The sequence below is a fragment of the Promicromonospora citrea genome (assembly GCF_013004695.1).
In the GTDB taxonomy this organism is placed as follows: Bacteria; Actinomycetota; Actinomycetes; order Actinomycetales; family Cellulomonadaceae; genus Promicromonospora; species Promicromonospora citrea.
In genome coordinates this window covers 1-15,638 of the sequence record NZ_JABEMG010000104.1, presented here as the reverse complement: position 1 = coordinate 15,638, position 15,638 = coordinate 1, and the positions used below count along the sequence as shown (strand labels likewise).

At 73.9% G+C, this 15,638-nt stretch carries 16 protein-coding genes and 1 pseudogene; 11 read left to right on the top strand and 6 right to left on the bottom strand.

Translation table 11 applies throughout. The features are described 5' to 3' along the window. The 5 genes from HLB15_RS17475 to holA all read left to right on the top strand — a co-directional run. A partial coding sequence (locus HLB15_RS17475; RefSeq protein WP_171107028.1) for a ComEC/Rec2 family competence protein occupies window positions 1-592 on the top strand: 592 nt, incomplete at its 5' end. Window positions 593-691: 99 nt separating this feature from the next. Beyond that, the gene (locus HLB15_RS17470) at window positions 692-1,582 is read left to right on the top strand and encodes a hypothetical protein (protein WP_171107027.1); all 891 of its coding nucleotides are present in this window, start codon (window positions 692-694) and stop codon (window positions 1,580-1,582) included. A gap of 14 nt (window positions 1,583-1,596) precedes the next feature. Further along, on the top strand, window positions 1,597-2,280 hold the full coding sequence (locus HLB15_RS17465; protein ID WP_171107026.1) for an N-acetylmuramoyl-L-alanine amidase: 684 nt from the start codon (window positions 1,597-1,599) through the stop codon (window positions 2,278-2,280). Further along, window positions 2,277-3,101, top strand: coding sequence for a neocarzinostatin apoprotein domain-containing protein (locus tag HLB15_RS17460; RefSeq protein ID WP_171107025.1), 825 nt, complete (start codon window positions 2,277-2,279; stop codon window positions 3,099-3,101). The genes HLB15_RS17465 and HLB15_RS17460 overlap by 4 nt, the downstream gene beginning before the upstream one ends. A 29-nt stretch (window positions 3,102-3,130) precedes the next feature. Beyond that, the gene (gene holA, locus HLB15_RS17455) at window positions 3,131-4,138 is read left to right on the top strand and encodes a DNA polymerase III subunit delta (RefSeq protein ID WP_171107024.1); all 1,008 of its coding nucleotides are present in this window, start codon (window positions 3,131-3,133) and stop codon (window positions 4,136-4,138) included. A gap of 122 nt (window positions 4,139-4,260) precedes the next feature. Here the strand turns inward: holA and rpsT are convergent, their stop codons facing one another. Next, window positions 4,261-4,521: a 30S ribosomal protein S20 gene (rpsT, locus tag HLB15_RS17450; RefSeq protein ID WP_171107023.1), complete on the bottom strand. Its 261-nt coding sequence runs from the start codon at window positions 4,519-4,521 to the stop codon at window positions 4,261-4,263. Window positions 4,522-4,768: 247 nt separating this feature from the next. Here rpsT and HLB15_RS17445 point away from each other — a divergent pair, with 247 nt between their 5' ends. Continuing rightward, the gene (locus HLB15_RS17445) at window positions 4,769-5,893 is read left to right on the top strand and encodes a calcium:cation antiporter (RefSeq protein ID WP_171107022.1); all 1,125 of its coding nucleotides are present in this window, start codon (window positions 4,769-4,771) and stop codon (window positions 5,891-5,893) included. A 52-nt stretch (window positions 5,894-5,945) separates the two neighbouring features. Here HLB15_RS17445 and HLB15_RS17440 read toward each other — a convergent pair whose 3' ends face one another. Genes HLB15_RS17440 through HLB15_RS17430 form a run of 3 tightly spaced genes read right to left on the bottom strand, consistent with a single transcriptional unit; the run spans window position 5,946 to window position 7,826 of the window. After that, a complete protein-coding gene (locus HLB15_RS17440) occupies window positions 5,946-6,512 on the bottom strand; it encodes a type II toxin-antitoxin system PemK/MazF family toxin (RefSeq protein WP_171107021.1) in 567 nt (188 codons plus the stop codon). A gap of 49 nt (window positions 6,513-6,561) precedes the next feature. Next, the gene (locus HLB15_RS17435) at window positions 6,562-7,011 is read right to left on the bottom strand and encodes a type II toxin-antitoxin system PemK/MazF family toxin (protein ID WP_229785065.1); all 450 of its coding nucleotides are present in this window, start codon (window positions 7,009-7,011) and stop codon (window positions 6,562-6,564) included. A 23-nt stretch (window positions 7,012-7,034) separates the two neighbouring features. After that, on the bottom strand, window positions 7,035-7,826 hold the full coding sequence (locus tag HLB15_RS17430) for an alpha/beta fold hydrolase (protein WP_171107019.1): 792 nt from the start codon (window positions 7,824-7,826) through the stop codon (window positions 7,035-7,037). Here HLB15_RS17430 and HLB15_RS17425 point away from each other — a divergent pair. Next, window positions 7,825-8,400: pseudogene (locus HLB15_RS17425) on the top strand (phosphotransferase); the annotation flags it as partial. The gene HLB15_RS17430 and the pseudogene HLB15_RS17425 sit on opposite strands and share 2 nt — an antisense overlap. 22 nt (window positions 8,401-8,422) lie before the next feature. On the opposite strand, the gene HLB15_RS17420 reads toward HLB15_RS17425, so the two are convergent. Further along, complete coding sequence (locus HLB15_RS17420) at window positions 8,423-9,163, bottom strand: maleylpyruvate isomerase family mycothiol-dependent enzyme (protein WP_171107018.1); 741 nt, start codon at window positions 9,161-9,163, stop codon at window positions 8,423-8,425. 204 nt (window positions 9,164-9,367) lie between these two features. On the opposite strand from HLB15_RS17420, the gene HLB15_RS17415 reads away from it, so the two are divergent. Both HLB15_RS17415 and HLB15_RS17410 read left to right on the top strand, forming a co-directional pair. Then, a complete protein-coding gene (locus HLB15_RS17415) occupies window positions 9,368-10,756 on the top strand; it encodes a hemolysin family protein (RefSeq protein WP_171107017.1) in 1,389 nt (462 codons plus the stop codon). Beyond that, window positions 10,753-11,793 (top strand): CNNM domain-containing protein, encoded by a 1,041-nt coding sequence (locus HLB15_RS17410; protein WP_171107016.1) that lies wholly within the window; start codon window positions 10,753-10,755, stop codon window positions 11,791-11,793. The genes HLB15_RS17415 and HLB15_RS17410 overlap by 4 nt, the downstream gene beginning before the upstream one ends. 8 nt (window positions 11,794-11,801) lie before the next feature. On the opposite strand, the gene HLB15_RS17405 is transcribed toward HLB15_RS17410, so the two are convergent. Next, complete coding sequence (locus HLB15_RS17405; protein ID WP_171107015.1) at window positions 11,802-12,356, bottom strand: type 1 glutamine amidotransferase domain-containing protein; 555 nt, start codon at window positions 12,354-12,356, stop codon at window positions 11,802-11,804. A 130-nt stretch (window positions 12,357-12,486) separates the two neighbouring features. Here HLB15_RS17405 and lepA point away from each other — a divergent pair, with 130 nt between their 5' ends. Continuing rightward, window positions 12,487-14,349, top strand: a complete 1,863-nt coding sequence (lepA, locus tag HLB15_RS17400; RefSeq protein ID WP_283243433.1) for a translation elongation factor 4 — start codon at window positions 12,487-12,489, stop codon at window positions 14,347-14,349. Next, window positions 14,350-15,594 (top strand): radical SAM family heme chaperone HemW, encoded by a 1,245-nt coding sequence (gene hemW, locus HLB15_RS17395; protein WP_171107014.1) that lies wholly within the window; start codon window positions 14,350-14,352, stop codon window positions 15,592-15,594. The last annotated feature ends 44 nt before the right edge of the window (window positions 15,595-15,638 follow it).

Genomic DNA, 15,638 nt, shown 5'->3' with positions numbered 1-15,638 from the left:
CGTCGACCTGCTCGTCCTCAGCCACTTCCACGCCGACCACGTCGGCGGCCTGCCCGCGGTGCTCGCGGGCCGCGAGGTCACCGCGGCGCTCGTCTCACCGGTCGCCGAACCGGCGGCGGGCGCCGCCGCGACGTACGCGGCCCTCGCCGGGGCGGAGGTGCCGGTGCGCGTCGCGGGGACCGGTGACCGGGGCACGGCCGGCACGGTCGGGTGGCAGGTGCTGCTCGCCGGGGCCGGCGCGGGCGCCAACGACTCGAGCGTCGTGCTCGGTGCCCGCACGGCCGGCCTCGACGTCGTGCTGCTGGGCGACCTGGAGGACGCAGGCCAGGCGGAGCTCGCCTCCCTCGTCGGGCAGGCCGACGTCGTCAAGGTCGCCCACCACGGGTCCGCCGTGCAGTCCGGTGAGCTCGCGCGGCGGCTCCGTCCGGCCGTCGCGCTCGTCTCGGCCGGCCGCGGCAACGACTACGGGCACCCGACGCGCGAGGCGCTCAGCCTGTACGCGGGGGTCGGCGCCGTCGTCGTCCGGACCGACGAGTGCGGCACCGTCGCCCTCGTCGTGCGGGACGGGCAGGTGGGCCTGGCGGGGTGCTGACCTGCGCGCGCGACATTCCGCTGAGACGTTGCGGATCTCGCCCGCGCGCTTACCGTGGGTGTGACGAGGGTGAACTTTCGTCTCGCGTCAGGGGGCTACGTGATCGATCTCAGACCGACCAGTCGTCGGCAGCACCGGGCCCTTGCGGTCGTCGTCGCGGCCGCCGTGCTCGTCCCGGCCGCCGCGTTCAGCGCGGGCGGGCAGGCTCAGGCGGCCTCGCTGGCCGCGCAGCGACAGGAGCTGCTGGACCAGAGCGTCGTCACCGACGTCTCCGAGGCCGAGCAGGTGGTGCGCGTGGACGTCGCGCGCGACCCGGAGGCCGCCGACGCCTGGCTCGAGGAGTCGGCCCGGTTGCTGGACGGGTGGACCGTCGTGGTGGCGGGGACGGAACCCCTGGCCGGGCCCGAGCGGGCCGACCTCGACGCCGCGGCGCTCGCGGCCACCGAGCAGCCGACCACCGAGCAGTCGACCACCGAGCAGCGGTCCGCCATGCCGCCGTCCGCCATGCCGCCCGTCGACGGCGGGTGCCCGGAGATCCCCGACGGCCCGCGGTCGCCGGACGGCGGGACGACCCCGTACCTCGGCTGCGGGCCGGGGGCGCCCGTCGAGCCGACCGGCGGCCTCCAGGCCACCGCGGAGGGGCAGGCCGTCCGCGGCCAGGAGATCACCGGCGCGTCGGCCGACGCCACGCTGGCCGCCGCCGTCGACGAGGTGCTGGCCGCCTACCTCCCGGGAGCGGGGCTCGCGCCCACCACGGTCCACCTCGACCACAGTGCCGCCACGGTGGACGTCGACGCCGCGTTCGCCCAGGCCCTCCCCGAGGCCGGGGTGTACCCCGGCGACGTCTGGGAGGCGCTGCTGTTCACCGTGCACAGCAACGGCGCCGTCGACTCCGTGACGTTCACGCTCGACGGCGACTGCCTCGCCTTCGCGTACGCGACCGGCGGGGACATGTGCGCGCCCACCGCTCTGCCGATCGAGCTGGGGTGACGACGATGCACGCGATGCTCCGGCGGGTCCTGTCCGCCCTCGCCTCCCTCGCCCTCGTCGGCGCCGGGCTGCTGGCCCTCGCCCCCACGGCGTCCGCCGACGTCACGTACGTGCCGGAGAAGTGGAACGGCAAGGTGGTCTATCTCTCGCAGTCGTGCCACGACCGCGGGGACACCGTCTGTCACGACAACACCGGCTGCGACGGGTTCAGCGAGAACCTGAACTCGCGCCGGGTCGCGATCGCCGCGGTGCGCGGCTCGGGGTCCGACAAGCCGCCGGGCCTGCTGGCCCGGGGCTACAAGGTCGTCCGCGGGGACGGCCTGACCCGGCAGAACATCGACCGGTCCAACCGGGTGGGCGCCGACGTCCACGTGCCGCTGCACTCGAACGCGATCTCGGTCGCGTGCGAGGGCGGCCACTCCGCCGGGCGGTACGGCACCCACGTGCTGTACGTGTCGGAGCAGGGGCGTAAGTGCGCCGCCGAGCTGGTCTCGACCGTCGGCGCGGGCAGCCCGGGGACCAACGACCGACGCCAGTACCGCACCGACCTGGGCGAGCTCAACCAGACCAACGCCGTCGCCTGCTACCTCGAGCAGGAGTTCCACGTCTGGGGCGACGGCATCCGCTGGATGCGCAACCGCGACGCGTGGAGCTGGCGGGTCGGCGCCGGCGTCGACAAGTACCTGGGGTACCCGTGAGGCGCGCGGGGGTCCTGGCCCCTGCACTCCTCGTCCTGCTGGCGCTCACCGCCTGCACGTCGGCGCCGGGGCCCGGCGGCGACCCGCCCCGGGGGAGCGAGCCGGGCGCGTCGTCGTCCGGCGGTCAGGAGGACGCGCCGACGCTGACCGTCCGGCAGAGCGACGGCACGTGGGAGGTCTCCGGCACGGGGTTCGCGGGCGGCAACCAGTACCTGGTGCAGTGCCTGGGCGGCACGGCTCCGGGCGCGGAGGCGCTCGACGCGTGCGACATGACGACCCGCGAGCAGGTCGTCGCCGACGGCGAGGGCAGGATCTCGGCCACCCGCCCGGCGAAGCCGTTCGTGCACGTGGGCTCGGTGACCGAGGTGGACTGCGCGCAGGACCCGTGCGCGCTCGCGGTCGCCGACCTCGCGGACCGCGTGGTCGCGGCGGCACCGGCGCCCCTGCCCGGCGACGCCGAGCCCCCGGCCGCCCCGGTGCTCGAGCTGTCCGAGCGTGACCTCGACGAGGACACGGGCACGCTCACCGTCACCGGTACCGGCTATCCCGCCGGTGCTGTCGTCCGCCTCGCGCAGTGCGCCACGACGCCGGACGGCGGCGTCGACACGGAGAACTGCCTCTACGACGACGGCAGGCGCGTCGTCGCCGACGGTGACGGCGCGGTGACGGCCCGCCTCCCCGTCGAGCGCGAGATCGCGCTGGTGGGCGGCGGCTCGGCCGACTGCGCGGAGCCCGGCGCGTGCGTGGTCGCCAACGCCCGGACCGACGGCGTCCGGCTGGCCACGGTCGGCCTGGTCTGGGAGCGCAGCGGCGACGCGTAGATGTCGGTGGCGCGTGGCAGGCTGTGTCCGTGCCTCCAGCGACCAAGCGACGTACTGCCACGACCCCCTCCGGCCGGAGCTGGGACGAGCCGACGCTCGCCCCCGTCGTGCTGGTGCGGGGCGCCGAGCCGCTCCTCACCGAGCGCGCGGTGGACGGCGTCGTCCGGCTGGCCCGCGAGCGGGACCCGGAGGTCGAGAAGGTCGAGCTGGAGGGTGCGACGTACGGGGCCGGCCAGCTCGCCGTCGCCGCGAGCCCGTCGCTCTTCGGCGAGGCGAAGGTCGTGGTCGTCCGGTCCGCGGAGGCGGGGACGGAGGAGCTCATGGCCGACCTCATCTCCTACGTCGCCGCCCCGGACGAGGAGACCGTCGTCGTGGTGGTCCACGGCGGGGGGCAGCGTGGCAAGAAGATGCTGGACACGGTCACGCGGTCGGGCGCGCCCGTCATGGTCGGCGAGCCGGTGACGAAGGACGCGGAGAAGGCCTCGTTCGTGGTGGGGGAGTTCAAGGCCGCCCGGCGCCGGATCGAGGCGGAGGCGGTGCGCGCGCTGGTCGACGCGCTGGGCACCGACCTGCGGGAGCTGGCTTCGGCGTGCGCGCAGCTCGTCGCCGACACGACGGGGACAGTGACGGTCGACACGGTCGACCGGTACTACGGCGGCCGGGTGGAGGCCACCGGCTTCCGCGTGGCCGACGCCGCGGTGGCGGGCGACGCCGGGGCCGCCGTCGCGCTGCTGCGGCACGCGCTCGACACGGGACTCGACCCGGTGCCGATCGTCGCGGCCCTGGCGCTGCGGCTGCGCAACCTCGCCAAGGTCGCGGCGATGCGCGGCGGCGGGCTCGCGGCCAAGGACCTCGGCATGGCGCCCTGGCAGGTCGACCGCGCCCGCAAGGATCTGCGGGCCTGGACGCCGGAAGGGCTGGCGGCGGCGATCTCCGCCGTCGCCCAGGCGGACGCCGACGTCAAGGGCGAGGCACGCGACACGGTCTTCGCGGTCGAGCGTGCCGTGCTGACCATCGCGCGCTCCCGGCGGAGCTGAGCGGGCCTCGGACACACGAAGGACGCCGCCCTCCCCGAGGGGTGGACGGCGTCCTCGACGTCAGCGCGGCACCGAGCTCGACGCCGCGACGTCAACCCGCGATGTCAGCGCAGGAGGTCGGCTCAGAGAGCCGCGACCTGCTTCGCGATGGCCGACTTACGGTTCGCGGCCTGGTTCGCGTGGATGACGCCCTTCGAGACAGCCTTGTCGAGCTTGCGCGACGCGACGGCAAGGGCGACCGTGGCGGTCTCCTTGTCGCCGGCGGCGACGGCCTCACGAACCTTGCGGATGTGGGTCTTCAGCTCCGACTTGACGGACTTGTTGCGCAGACGAGCCTTCTCGTTCGTCTTGATGCGCTTCATCTGGGACTTGATGTTTGCCACGAGTGGACTTCCTGGTGTGTTCGCCGGATGGCGAGCGGATAGGTCGTAGAGGGCGGCCGCAGATCCGGGACTGGGGTGGGGAACCCGTGGAGAGGAGCTGCGACTGTGCCCGCCGACCTGGGCGGACACGCGACCTCCAAGATTACCAGAGGCCCTGCCGTCGCACCGAACCCGCTGTCGTGACGGTGGCCACGCCTGCCGTGGCCCGGTCGGAGGCACCCTGACGAGCGCCTTTAGACTCCGGCGCATGAATTCAGCGACCGTGACCGGCCGTTTCCAGTGGACCGTAGTGGTCCCGATCCTCGCGCTGCTGCTGCTGGTGGCGACCTGGACCAATCACGAACATCCAGCGGTCCTCACGGCGATCGGCGCGGCGTTGGTCGGTGCGGTGCTCGCGGCGGTCCACCACGCGGAGGTCGTGGCGCACAAGGTCGGTGAGCCGTTCGGCTCGCTCATCCTCGCGGTCGCGGTGACGGTGATCGAGGTCGGCCTCATCCTCATGCTCATGAGCAGCGGCGGGGGCGCGTCGAGCACCTACGCGCGCGACACCGTCTTCGCCGCGGTCATGATCACGTTCAACGGCATCGTCGGCCTGTCCCTGCTCGTCGGCGCGAGCAAGCACCGCCTGGTCAGCTTCAACGCGTCGGGCACCGGCTCGGCCCTCGCCACCGTGATCGCGCTGGCCGCCGTCACCCTGGTGCTGCCCCGCTTCACCACCTCGGCGGAGGGCGGCGCCTACACGCCGTTCCAGCTCGGCTTCGCGGCGGTGGCGTCGCTGCTGCTGTACGGGGCCTTCGTGTTCACGCAGACCGTACGCCACCGGGACTTCTTCCTGCCCGTGACGAGCGACCGGTACGGCCGGTTCACCGGCATCATCCGCGACGAGGACGGCGACCACCACGCCGACCCGCCCACGGCCCGCCAGACGTGGACCAGTGCCGCGCTGCTCCTGGTCGCGCTCGTGTCGGTGGTGTTCCTCGCCAAGATGCTCTCGCCCACCATCGAGCACGCCGTCGAGGCGGCGGGCCTGCCCTACGGCGTGGTCGGCGTGGTCATCGCGTTCCTCGTGCTGGCGCCCGAGTCGATCGCCGCCGTCCGCAACGCGCTGCGCAACCGCGTGCAGACGAGCCTCAACCTCGCCTACGGCTCCGCGATGGCCTCGATCGGCCTCACCATCCCGAGCATCGCGGTGGCCATGATCTGGATGGACGGGTCGCTGACCCTCGGCCTCGACCCGACGCAGATGGTGCTGCTCGCGGTCTCCGTCGTGGTGGCGATGCTGAGCGTGGCACCGGGCCGCGCCAAGACGCTGACGGGTGTGGTGCACCTCGTGCTGCTCGCGGCGTTCCTGGTGGTGTCGATACAGCCCTGAGCAGACCCGGTCCCGAGCGGACGCCCGGACGGGCAGGCCCGGTGGTCGCGGCTCAGAGCGCCGCGACCACCTGGTCGAAGACGGCCTTGTCGAGGATCGCGCCCTCCCGGCGCACCGCGTCGGGGTGGATCCGGATGACCCGGTTCAGGCGCACCTCGGACGGCCGGCCGGATGCGTCCCACGCGCCCGAGCCGATGTCCATCCAGCGGCGTCCGGCGCGGGCCTCCTGCTCGGCGTCCCTGTCGTGGTCCTGGCTGGTGAGCTGGAGCGCGAGCAGCCACGGCCCGTCGTGGCCCACGATCAGCACGGGCCGGTCCTTGCCCTGGCTGTGGTCCTCCTCGTACGGCACCCATGACCACACGACCTCGCCCGGGTCCGGCTCGCCGTCGAGCTCCGGCCGGTAGACCGGCGTGACCCGGCCCGTGTAGTCGCCGGGGTAGCCGTCCGTCTCGGGCACGTCCCTGCGCGGACGGCGGGCGGGCGACGGCGCGGGGCGGCCGGTCTCGGCCCGCCGGCCGGTCGTCGGAGCGGGCCGGTCGGCGGTCTTCTGGTCGAGGGCGGTGCGGGCCACGGCCTCGACGACGTCGCCGAGCAGCTTGAGCCACGGGTTCTGGGTCACGGACCGCAGGGTAGCCCGGCACCGCCGGGAGCACAGGTCCGGCGGCGGCTCAGGTGAGGTCGAGCGCCCGGTCCATGTACTTCACGACCTCGTCGAACATGTCCCGGTCGAGGATGTCGCCCTCGCGGCGCACGTCGTCCGGGTCGACGCGGATGACGCGGTTGATCCGCACCTCCGACGGGCGGCCGGACCGGTCCCAGCGGCCGGTGCCGACGTCCATCCAGATCCGGCCGGCCCGGGCCTCCTGCAGCGCGTCCCTGTCGTGGTCCTGGCTGGTCAGCTGCAGGCCGAGCAGCCACGGGCCGTCCTGCCCGACGAGCAGCACGGGACGGTCCTTGCCCCTGCTGTGGTCCTCCTCGTACGGCACCCACGTCCACACGACCTCACCCGGGTCGGGATCGCCGTCCAGCTCGGGGTTGTAGATCGGGTGGACGTCACCCTCGTAGTCGCCGGGGTAGCTGTTGTCGGATGCGAAGCTCACGCCGGAACCGTACCGGATCGGACGAACGGAACATCCGGCATCTACCCGGCGTGCTCCTTGGCGAGCTCCGCCAGGACGGCGGCCATGGGCGCGGGCTCCCAGCTGTGCATCGCGCCCGGCATCTCCTGCGTGGTGCCGCGTGGTGCGGCCGCGGCGATCGCCGCCGCGGCGACGGGCATCTCCGGGAACGTCTCCGTGCCGTACATCGCCAGCACCGGCACCGCGACGTCGAGCGTGCCGTCCTCCAGCGCCTGCTGCGCCCAGGCGAGGGACTGCGCGTCCGCACGGTAGGCCGCGACGGTCCGGGCGAGCTCGGGCCAGGCGGGCGACGCCTCCATGCCCGCCAGCCACTCCGGCGGCATGTCCTTCATGTAGTGCCGCATGGCGTTCTCGTGGTCACCGGCGTCGAGCAGACGCTCGATCTCGTCCGCCCACGCCCGCGTGGTCGCCGCCGGGCCACCGAGCGGCGCCTCCCAGAGCGCGAGCGCCGTGACGGGCAGGCCCTCCTGGGCGGCACGAAGGCTCAGCGAGCAGCCCGACGAGTGGCCCACGAGCACCGCCGGGCCGCCCGCCGTCTCGAGCACGGCGGCGAGGGCGGCGAGCTCGCGGTCCAGGTCGAGGCGTCCGTCCGCGGGGCTCTCGCCGCGACCGAGGCGGTCGTGGACGACGGCGGTGACCCCCGCGTCGGCGACGAGCCGCGCGGTCCGCGCGGTCACGGGGTCGTCGGCGCGGTCCGGTCCGGCGCCGGTGACGAAGACGAGGGCGGGCCCGGTGCCGCCGTAGAGGTCGTAGGCGACGCGGTCGCCGCGGCTGGTGGTGGTGTGGTCCGTCATGCCGGTCCGACGACACCGGGGCCCGGGACTCATCGGTGCGGGAAAAGCCTGGGCCGGTACCCGACCCGGATGCCACGGTGACCCCATGCACGACGACGAGATCGTCCCCACGCCCGACCTGGTCCGGCGCCTGGTCGCCGCCCAGCTCCCGCAGTGGGCGCACCTGGCCGTGACGCCGGGCCCCGCGGGCGGGACCGACCACCACCTGTTCCGGCTCGGCGGCGACCTGCTGGCCCGCCTGCCGCGGACCGGCTGGGCCCGGGACCATGCCGTGGCCGACGCCCGGTGGCTGCCCCTGCTCGCCGCCCACCTGCCGGTCGAGGTTCCCGCACCGCTCGCCGTGGGCGAGCCCGGCGAGGGGTACCCGTTCCACTGGTCGGTGGTGCCGTGGCTGGAGGGCACGCCGCCCGGGCCGGGGGACCTGACCCGCGACGGGGTCCGTGCCCTCGGCGAGGTGGTCACCGCCCTGCGCGCCGTACCGACCGAGGGCGCGCCCGTGAAGGACGGCACCGCGCGCGGCGTCCCCCTCGCGCGGCTCGACGCCGACGTGCGGGCCGCCGTCGCCGCGTCCGGTGACCGGGTCGACCGGCCCGCCGCTACGGCACGATCGGCTCGGCGAGCGCCGCGTCGAGGTCGGCGCGGTCGCCCTCGACGGTCAGCCCGGCCTCCTCCGGCGTCAGCCGGCCCCACAGCGCGAGGGCGAGCCCCTCGGCGCTGCCGGACACGACGACGTCGGGTGCCACCTCGTGCGTGCGCTGCCCGCCCGCGCCGAGCACCCACAGCGGGGTGCCGGGTGCGTCGGTCGCGGTGAGGGCGACGGGGTGGCGCAGCGGCTCCATGCGGCCGAGGCCCACCTGGCGGGGCTGGAACACCGTCACCACCTCGTCGACGGAGTCCGCCCACACCTCCGGTCCGACGTCCACGAGCCCGGGCGTGCCCGCGCCCGCCGCCGCGGCCCGCAGGTCGTGCAGGTGCACGAGCGTCTCGTGCAGCTGGCGGCGGTGCCAGAACCGCACGGGCCCGGGGCCGAGGAGCTCGGGGTGGCTCAGCACGTGCGCCGTCGCGTCCGGGTCGAGCTCGGACAGCGCGCGGCGCAGGGTCGAGGCCTGGGCCGCGAAGTGCGCCGCGAGGTCGTACGGTCCCTCGCCGAGCGGCTCGGGCTCGACCCGGTAGGCGTTGCCCGCCGCCCAGTGGTGGATCCCGGCGAGGTGCTCGACCAGGTCACGCACCGTCCACGCACCGCAGGCAGGGACGGGCGCGTCCGGGTCGGCGTCGTGGACGGCGGCCAGGAACTCGTCCTGGAGACGGATGAGCAGCGCGAGGTGATCGAGGGCCATGGCCCGAAAGGTACAGCCCGCCACCGACACGGGGACCGTGGCAGGCTGGAACCCCCGGGCCGCCCGGGTCGTTACCAGCGCGACACCGTCACCGGTGCGTGTCACCGGACCGGCACGAAACTCTCAGTGAAGGATCATGGACGCAGACAGTCATAGTCCCCGCCCAGCCCGACGACACGGCACCTCGGGGCGGAGGTGGTGGCGTTGAGCTGGGTGCTCTCCCTCCTGCTGGGCGTGCTCGTCATCGGTGTGATCACCGCCGGGACGGGGTACTTCGTCGCGCAGGAGTTCGCGTACATGGCGGTCGACCGCGCGCGGCTGGCGTCGCGGTCCGAGGCCGGGGACGCCGGGGCCCGGCGAGCGCTCGGCGTCACGCGCCGCACGAGCTTCATGCTGTCGGGCGCGCAGCTCGGCATCACCGTCACGGGTCTGCTCGTCGGCTACGTCGCCGAGCCGCTCGTCGGTGAGGCGCTGGGTGAGGCGCTGGGCGGTGTGGGCGTCCCCGCGGGGACCGGCGTCGCGATCGGTACCGTGCTGGCGCTCCTGTTCTCGACGCTCGTCCAGATGCTGTTCGGCGAGCTCGTGCCGAAGAACCTTGCTATCGCGCGGCCGGAGCCCGTCGCGCTGTGGCTCGCCCGCTCGACGACCCTGTACCTGGCCGTGTTCGGCTGGCTGATCCGCGTGTTCGACGCCGCCTCGAACGGTCTCCTGCGCCTCCTGCGCATCGAGCCGGTGCACGACGTCGAGCACTCGGCGACGGCGCGCGACCTCGAGCACATCGTCGCCGAGTCCCGGGCGAGCGGCGACCTCCCAGCCGACCTGTCGGTGCTGCTCGACCGGGTGCTCGACTTCCCGCGCCAGGACGTCGAGCACGCGATGATCCCGCGCGCCCGCGTCGGCGTCGTGCACGCGGACGACCCGCTCGCGCAGGTCCGCGAGCGGATGGCGGGCGGCCACTCCCGCTACCCCGTGGTGGACGACGACGGCGAGGTCGTGGGCGTCGTGCACCTCACGGACCTGCTGAGCGCCGGCCTGGACTCCGGCCTGAGCACCGCGACCGCCGCCGACCTCATGCGGGAGGCACTCGTGCTGCCGACGTCGATGGCCCTGCCCGACGCCCTGCACGCCCTCTCGGCGACCCGCAACCAGCTCGCCTGCGTGGTCGACGAGTACGGCGGCCTCGCGGGCGTGCTGACCGTGGAGGACCTCGCGGAGGAGCTGGTCGGCGAGATCACCGACGAGCACGACGACGAGACCGACCCGGTCACGGCGGCGTCCGACGGCATCTGGGTGATGGCGGGCGACGTACACCTCGACGAGGTGGAGCGCGCCGTCGGGCACGACCTGCCCGACGGTGACCACGAGACGGTGGCGGGCCTGGCGATCGCGGCCCACGGCGCGCTGCCCGCGGCGGGCGACGTCGTCGACGTCGTGCTGCCCGCCGACCCGGCCGACCTCGTCGCGCCGGAGCCGCCCCCGGACCGGGCGCTGCGCATCGAGGTGCTCGAGGTGGAGCGGCACGTGCCGTCCCGCGTCCGCGTCACGCTCGTGGACATGCCGGAGACCGCCCGAACGGGAGAGGGGGACCGATGAGCAACCCGTGGGTGGTCGCCGTCGCGACCGTCGTCATCATCGCCCTGAGCGCCTTCTTCGTCGCGGTCGAGTTCGCCCTGCTCGCCGCCCGGCGGCACCGGCTGGAGGACGCGGCGCCCACCAGCCGCTCGGCCCGGGCCGCGCTGCGCAGCGCGAGCGAGCTGACCGTGCTGCTGGCGGGCTCCCAGCTCGGCATCACCGCGGCGACCCTCGCGCTGGGTGCGATCACCAAGCCGGCCGTCCACCACTGGCTCACGCCGGTGTTCGAGGGATGGGGCGCGCCCCTGTGGGCCGCTGACGTCGCGGGCTTCGTGCTGGCCCTGGTGATCGTCACCTTCCTGCACCTCGTGGTGGGGGAGATGGCGCCGAAGTCGTGGGCCATCGCCCACCCGGAGAGCAGCGCGACCCTGCTGGCGCTGCCGATGCGTGCCTTCATGGCGCTGACCCGCCCGGCGCTCGTCGCGCTCAACGGTGCGGCGAACTGGTGCCTGCGGCGCGTCGGCGTCGAGCCGGCGGACCACGTGGCGTCGGGCCAGGGCCCGGACGACCTGCGGCACCTCGTCGAGCACTCGGCGAGCGTCGGGGCCCTCGAGCTGGCCTACTCCGACCATCTCGCGGGCGCCCTCGACCTGCGCCGGCTGACCGTCGCGGACCTGCTGGCGGGCCACGCGGCGCCGTCGGCCGTCGGCGTGGGCGCGACCGCGGGGCGGGTGCGCGAGGCGGCCCGCGCGTCGGGCCACCTGCGGATCCTCGTGGAGGACGCGGCGGGCCGCCCGACGGGTGTCGTGCACGTGCGCGACACCCTCCTGCTGGCCGACGACGCGCCGGTCGCGGACGTGACCCGGCCGGTGTTCGAGCTCGCGCCGGACGTGCCGCTCCACGCCGCGCTGACGAGCATGCGCGAGACGGGCAACCACCTCGCCGTCGTGCCGGGCGCGGGGCCGGGCGGTCCGGGGCGGGGCGCGTTCGGCGTCGTCACGCTCGCCGACGTGCTGCGCCGCATCCTGCCCGGGACGGCGCCCGCCCCGGCCGGCTGAGCCGGCGGCTACCCCTCCAGGACCGCGTCGATCTCGCGGAGGAAGTCGGGCAGGTCGTCCGGGTTGCGGGAGGTGATCAGGGGGAACCCCGCACCCTCGTCCCGGACGACCGGCTCGTCGACCCAGGTGCCGCCCGCGTTGCGCACGTCGGTGGCCAGCGACGGGTAGCTGGTCAGGCGCGCGCCGGAGACCTTGCCCGCCTCGACGAGCAGCCACGGCCCGTGGCAGATCGCCGCGATCGGTCGCCCGGAACCCGCGAACGCCTCGGCGACCGTGACGGCGGGGCCCTGCAGGCGCAGCGTGTCCGCGTTGATCGTGCCGCCCGGCACGAGCAGCAGGTCGAAGCCGGCCGGGTCGACGTCGTCGATCGTCGTGTCGGGCGCGACCGACTCGCCGGGCTTCTCGTCGCCCACGAGGGTGCGCACGTCCTCGTCCTTCACGGCGGCCAGCGTCACCACCGCGCCGTGGTCGCGCAGGTGCCGCATCGGTACGAGGAGCTCGTCCTGCTCCACGCCGTAGTTGGTGACCACCGCCAGGACCTGCTTGCCGGTCAGGTGCGACATGGTTCTCCTCCGTCGGTCGGGGACGCTTGCCCCTCGACCGTAGGCACGGCGTCCCCCGCTCGCACGGGACGTGGGAGAATGGGAAGGCCCTGTCCTGACACCACCACCCTGACGACGGAGCGAGATCGCTTTGCCCATCCCCGGTCCCACGCTTGCGGCGCGCATCCAGCCGAACGCCACCGCGCCCGAGCTGATCCGCAACTTCTGCATCATCGCGCACATCGACCACGGCAAGTCCACGCTGGCCGACCGCATGCTCCAGCTCACGGGCGTGGTCGAGCCGCGCGCCATGCGCGCGCAGTACCTGGACCGCATGGACATCGAGCGCGAGCGCGGCATCACCATCAAGTCGCAGGCCGTGCGCATGCCCTGGGAGGTGGACGGCACGCCGCACGCCCTCAACATGATCGACACGCCGGGCCACGTGGACTTCACCTACGAGGTGTCCCGGTCGCTGGCCGCGTGCGAGGGTGCCGTGCTGCTGGTCGACGCCGCGCAGGGCATCGAGGCCCAGACGCTGGCCAACCTGTACCTGGCGATGGAGAACGACCTGGAGATCATCCCGGTCCTCAACAAGATCGACCTGCCGGCCGCGCAGCCGGAGAAGTACGCCGAGGAGCTCGCCAACCTCGTGGGCGGCGACCCCGACGACGTGCTCAAGGTCAGCGGCAAGACCGGTGCGGGCGTCGAGGCGCTGCTGGACCGCATCGTCGCGGCCGTGCCCGCGCCCGTGGGGGACGCCGACGCCCCGGCGCGCGCCATGATCTTCGACTCGGTGTACGACACCTACCGCGGCGTGGTCACCTACGTCCGCGTCGTCGACGGCGACCTCAACCCGCGCGAGCGCATCACGATGATGTCCACGCGGGCCAGCCACGAGCTGCTGGAGATCGGCGTCATCTCGCCGGAGCCGAACCCGACCAAGGGTCTCGGCGTGGGCGAGGTGGGCTACCTCATCACGGGCGTCAAGGACGTGCGGCAGTCCAAGGTCGGCGACACCGTCACCAACCAGGCCAAGCCCGCCGCGGAGGCGCTCGGGGGCTACAGCGACCCCAAGCCCATGGTGTTCTCGGGCCTCTACCCGGTGGACGGCTCGGACTACCCCGACCTGCGCGACGCGCTGGACAAGCTCAAGCTCAACGACGCCGCGCTGAACTACGAGCCGGAGACGTCGGTGGCGCTCGGGTTCGGCTTCCGCGTGGGCTTCCTCGGCCTGCTGCACCTGGAGATCGTGCGCGAGCGCCTCGAGCGCGAGTTCAACCTCGACCTCATCTCGACCGCACCGAACGTCATCTACGACGTGACGCTCGAGGACGGCACGGAGGTCAAGGTCACCAACCCGAGCGAGTTCCCCGGCGGCAAGATCAAGGAGGTCAGGGAGCCGGTCGTCAAGGCGACCATCCTGACCCCGAGCGAGTTCGTCGGCACCGTCATGGGGCTGTGCAACGAGCGCCGTGGCGTGCAGCTCGGCATGGACTACCTGTCCGAGGACCGCGTCGAGCTGCGCTACACGCTGCCGCTGGCCGAGATCGTCTTCGACTTCTTCGACCAGCTCAAGTCGCGCACCCGCGGCTACGCCTCGCTCGACTACGAGCCGAGCGGCGAGCAGACGGCCGACCTGGTCAAGGTCGACATCCTGCTGCAGGGCGAGCAGGTGGACGCGTTCAGCGCGATCGTGCACCGCGAGAAGGCGTACGACTACGGCGTGCTCATGACGGGCAAGCTCAAGGAGATCATCCCCAGGCAGCAGTTCGAGGTGCCGATCCAGGCCGCGATCGGCGCGCGCGTCATCGCCCGCGAGACCATCCGCGCCATGCGCAAGGACGTGCTCGCCAAGTGCTACGGCGGTGACATCAGCCGCAAGCGCAAGCTGCTGGAGAAGCAGAAGGAGGGCAAGAAGCGCATGAAGAACATCGGGTCCGTCGAGGTCCCGAAGGACGCCTTCATCGCGGCCCTCTCCTCCGACTCGGCCCCCAAGGACAAGAAGAAGTAGGTGCCAGCTCTTCCCCCCGGCGTCCCCGTCCCCGACGACGGCGCGCTGCCCGGCTGGGTGCGCCCGTCGTCCGCGGAGCCCGGCCGGCCGTTCGGTGTGTACGTGCACGTGCCGTTCTGCAGCGTGCGGTGCGGGTACTGCGACTTCAACACCTACACGGCGGCCGAGCTCGGCGGCGGTGCCAACCAGGCCGCGTACGCCGGGACGGCGCTGCGCGAGGTCGAGCTCGCGCAGCGCGTCCTGGCCGGCGCCGGCCGCGGTCCCGCCGCGGTGTCCACCGTCTTCTTCGGCGGCGGCACGCCCACGATGCTGCCCGCGCACGACCTCGCCCGGGTGCTGGACGGCATCAGGGACGCGTGGGGCCTGGCCGACGACGCCGAGGTGACGACGGAGGCCAACCCGGACTCGGTGACCCCCGAGTCGCTGCGCGTGCTGGCCGACGCCGGGTTCACGCGCGTCTCGTTCGGCATGCAGTCCGCGGTGCCGCACGTGCTGGCGACGCTGGAGCGCACGCACGACCCGGCGCGCATCCCCGACGTCGTGCGCTGGGCGCGGGACGCCGGGCTGGACGTCTCGCTCGACCTCATCTACGGCACGCCCGGCGAGTCGCTCGCCGACTGGCGGGCGAGCGTCGAGACGGCGCTGGCCACCGGCGTCGACCACGTGAGCGCGTACGCGCTGGTGGTGGAGCAGGGCACGAAGATGGCCGCCCAGGTGCGCCGCGGCGAGCTCACGCTGCCCGACGAGGACGACCAGGCCGCGAAGTACGAGCTCGCCGACGACCTGCTCACCGCGGCGGGCCTGCACTGGTACGAGGTGTCGAACTGGTCGCGGCCGGGCCACGAGTGCCGGCACAACATCGGCTACTGGCGCGGTGACGACTGGTGGGGCGTGGGCCCGGGCGCGCACAGCTACGTGGCCGCGGGGACTTCCGAGGCCGACGCCGCGGGCGTGCGCTGGTGGAACGTCAAGCACCCCCGCGCGTACGCCACGCGGCTCGAGGCCGGGCACAGCCCCGGAGCCGGCCGGGAGCTGCTCACCGCGCAGGAGGCGCACCTCGAGCGGGTCATGCTCGGCGTGCGCCTGCGCGACGGCCTCGACCTGGGCGTGCTGACGCCGTCGGGCCGCACGGCGGTGGCAGGGCTCGTGGCGCGCGGGCTGCTCGACCGGAACTGCGGCTCGAGGATGGCCTCGACCTGCGTGGCGACGTCGCCGATGAGGCTCGAGAACGTGCCGGTGGCCTGAGCGACGGGGGAGTCGCGCACGAGGATGCGGAAGCCGTCCTCGGA

Coding starts and splice junctions, on each gene's coding strand:
- HLB15_RS17465 (WP_171107026.1), top strand. CDS start 1,597: ATGCTCCGGCGGGTCCTGTCCGCCCTCGCCTCCCTCGCCCTCGTCGGC.
- HLB15_RS17445 (WP_171107022.1), top strand. CDS start 4,769: ATGAATTCAGCGACCGTGACCGGCCGTTTCCAGTGGACCGTAGTGGTC.
- HLB15_RS17430 (WP_171107019.1), bottom strand. CDS start 7,826: ATGACGGACCACACCACCACCAGCCGCGGCGACCGCGTCGCCTACGAC.
- HLB15_RS17420 (WP_171107018.1), bottom strand. CDS start 9,163: ATGGCCCTCGATCACCTCGCGCTGCTCATCCGTCTCCAGGACGAGTTC.
- HLB15_RS17410 (WP_171107016.1), top strand. CDS start 10,753: ATGAGCAACCCGTGGGTGGTCGCCGTCGCGACCGTCGTCATCATCGCC.
- HLB15_RS17405 (WP_171107015.1), bottom strand. CDS start 12,356: ATGTCGCACCTGACCGGCAAGCAGGTCCTGGCGGTGGTCACCAACTAC.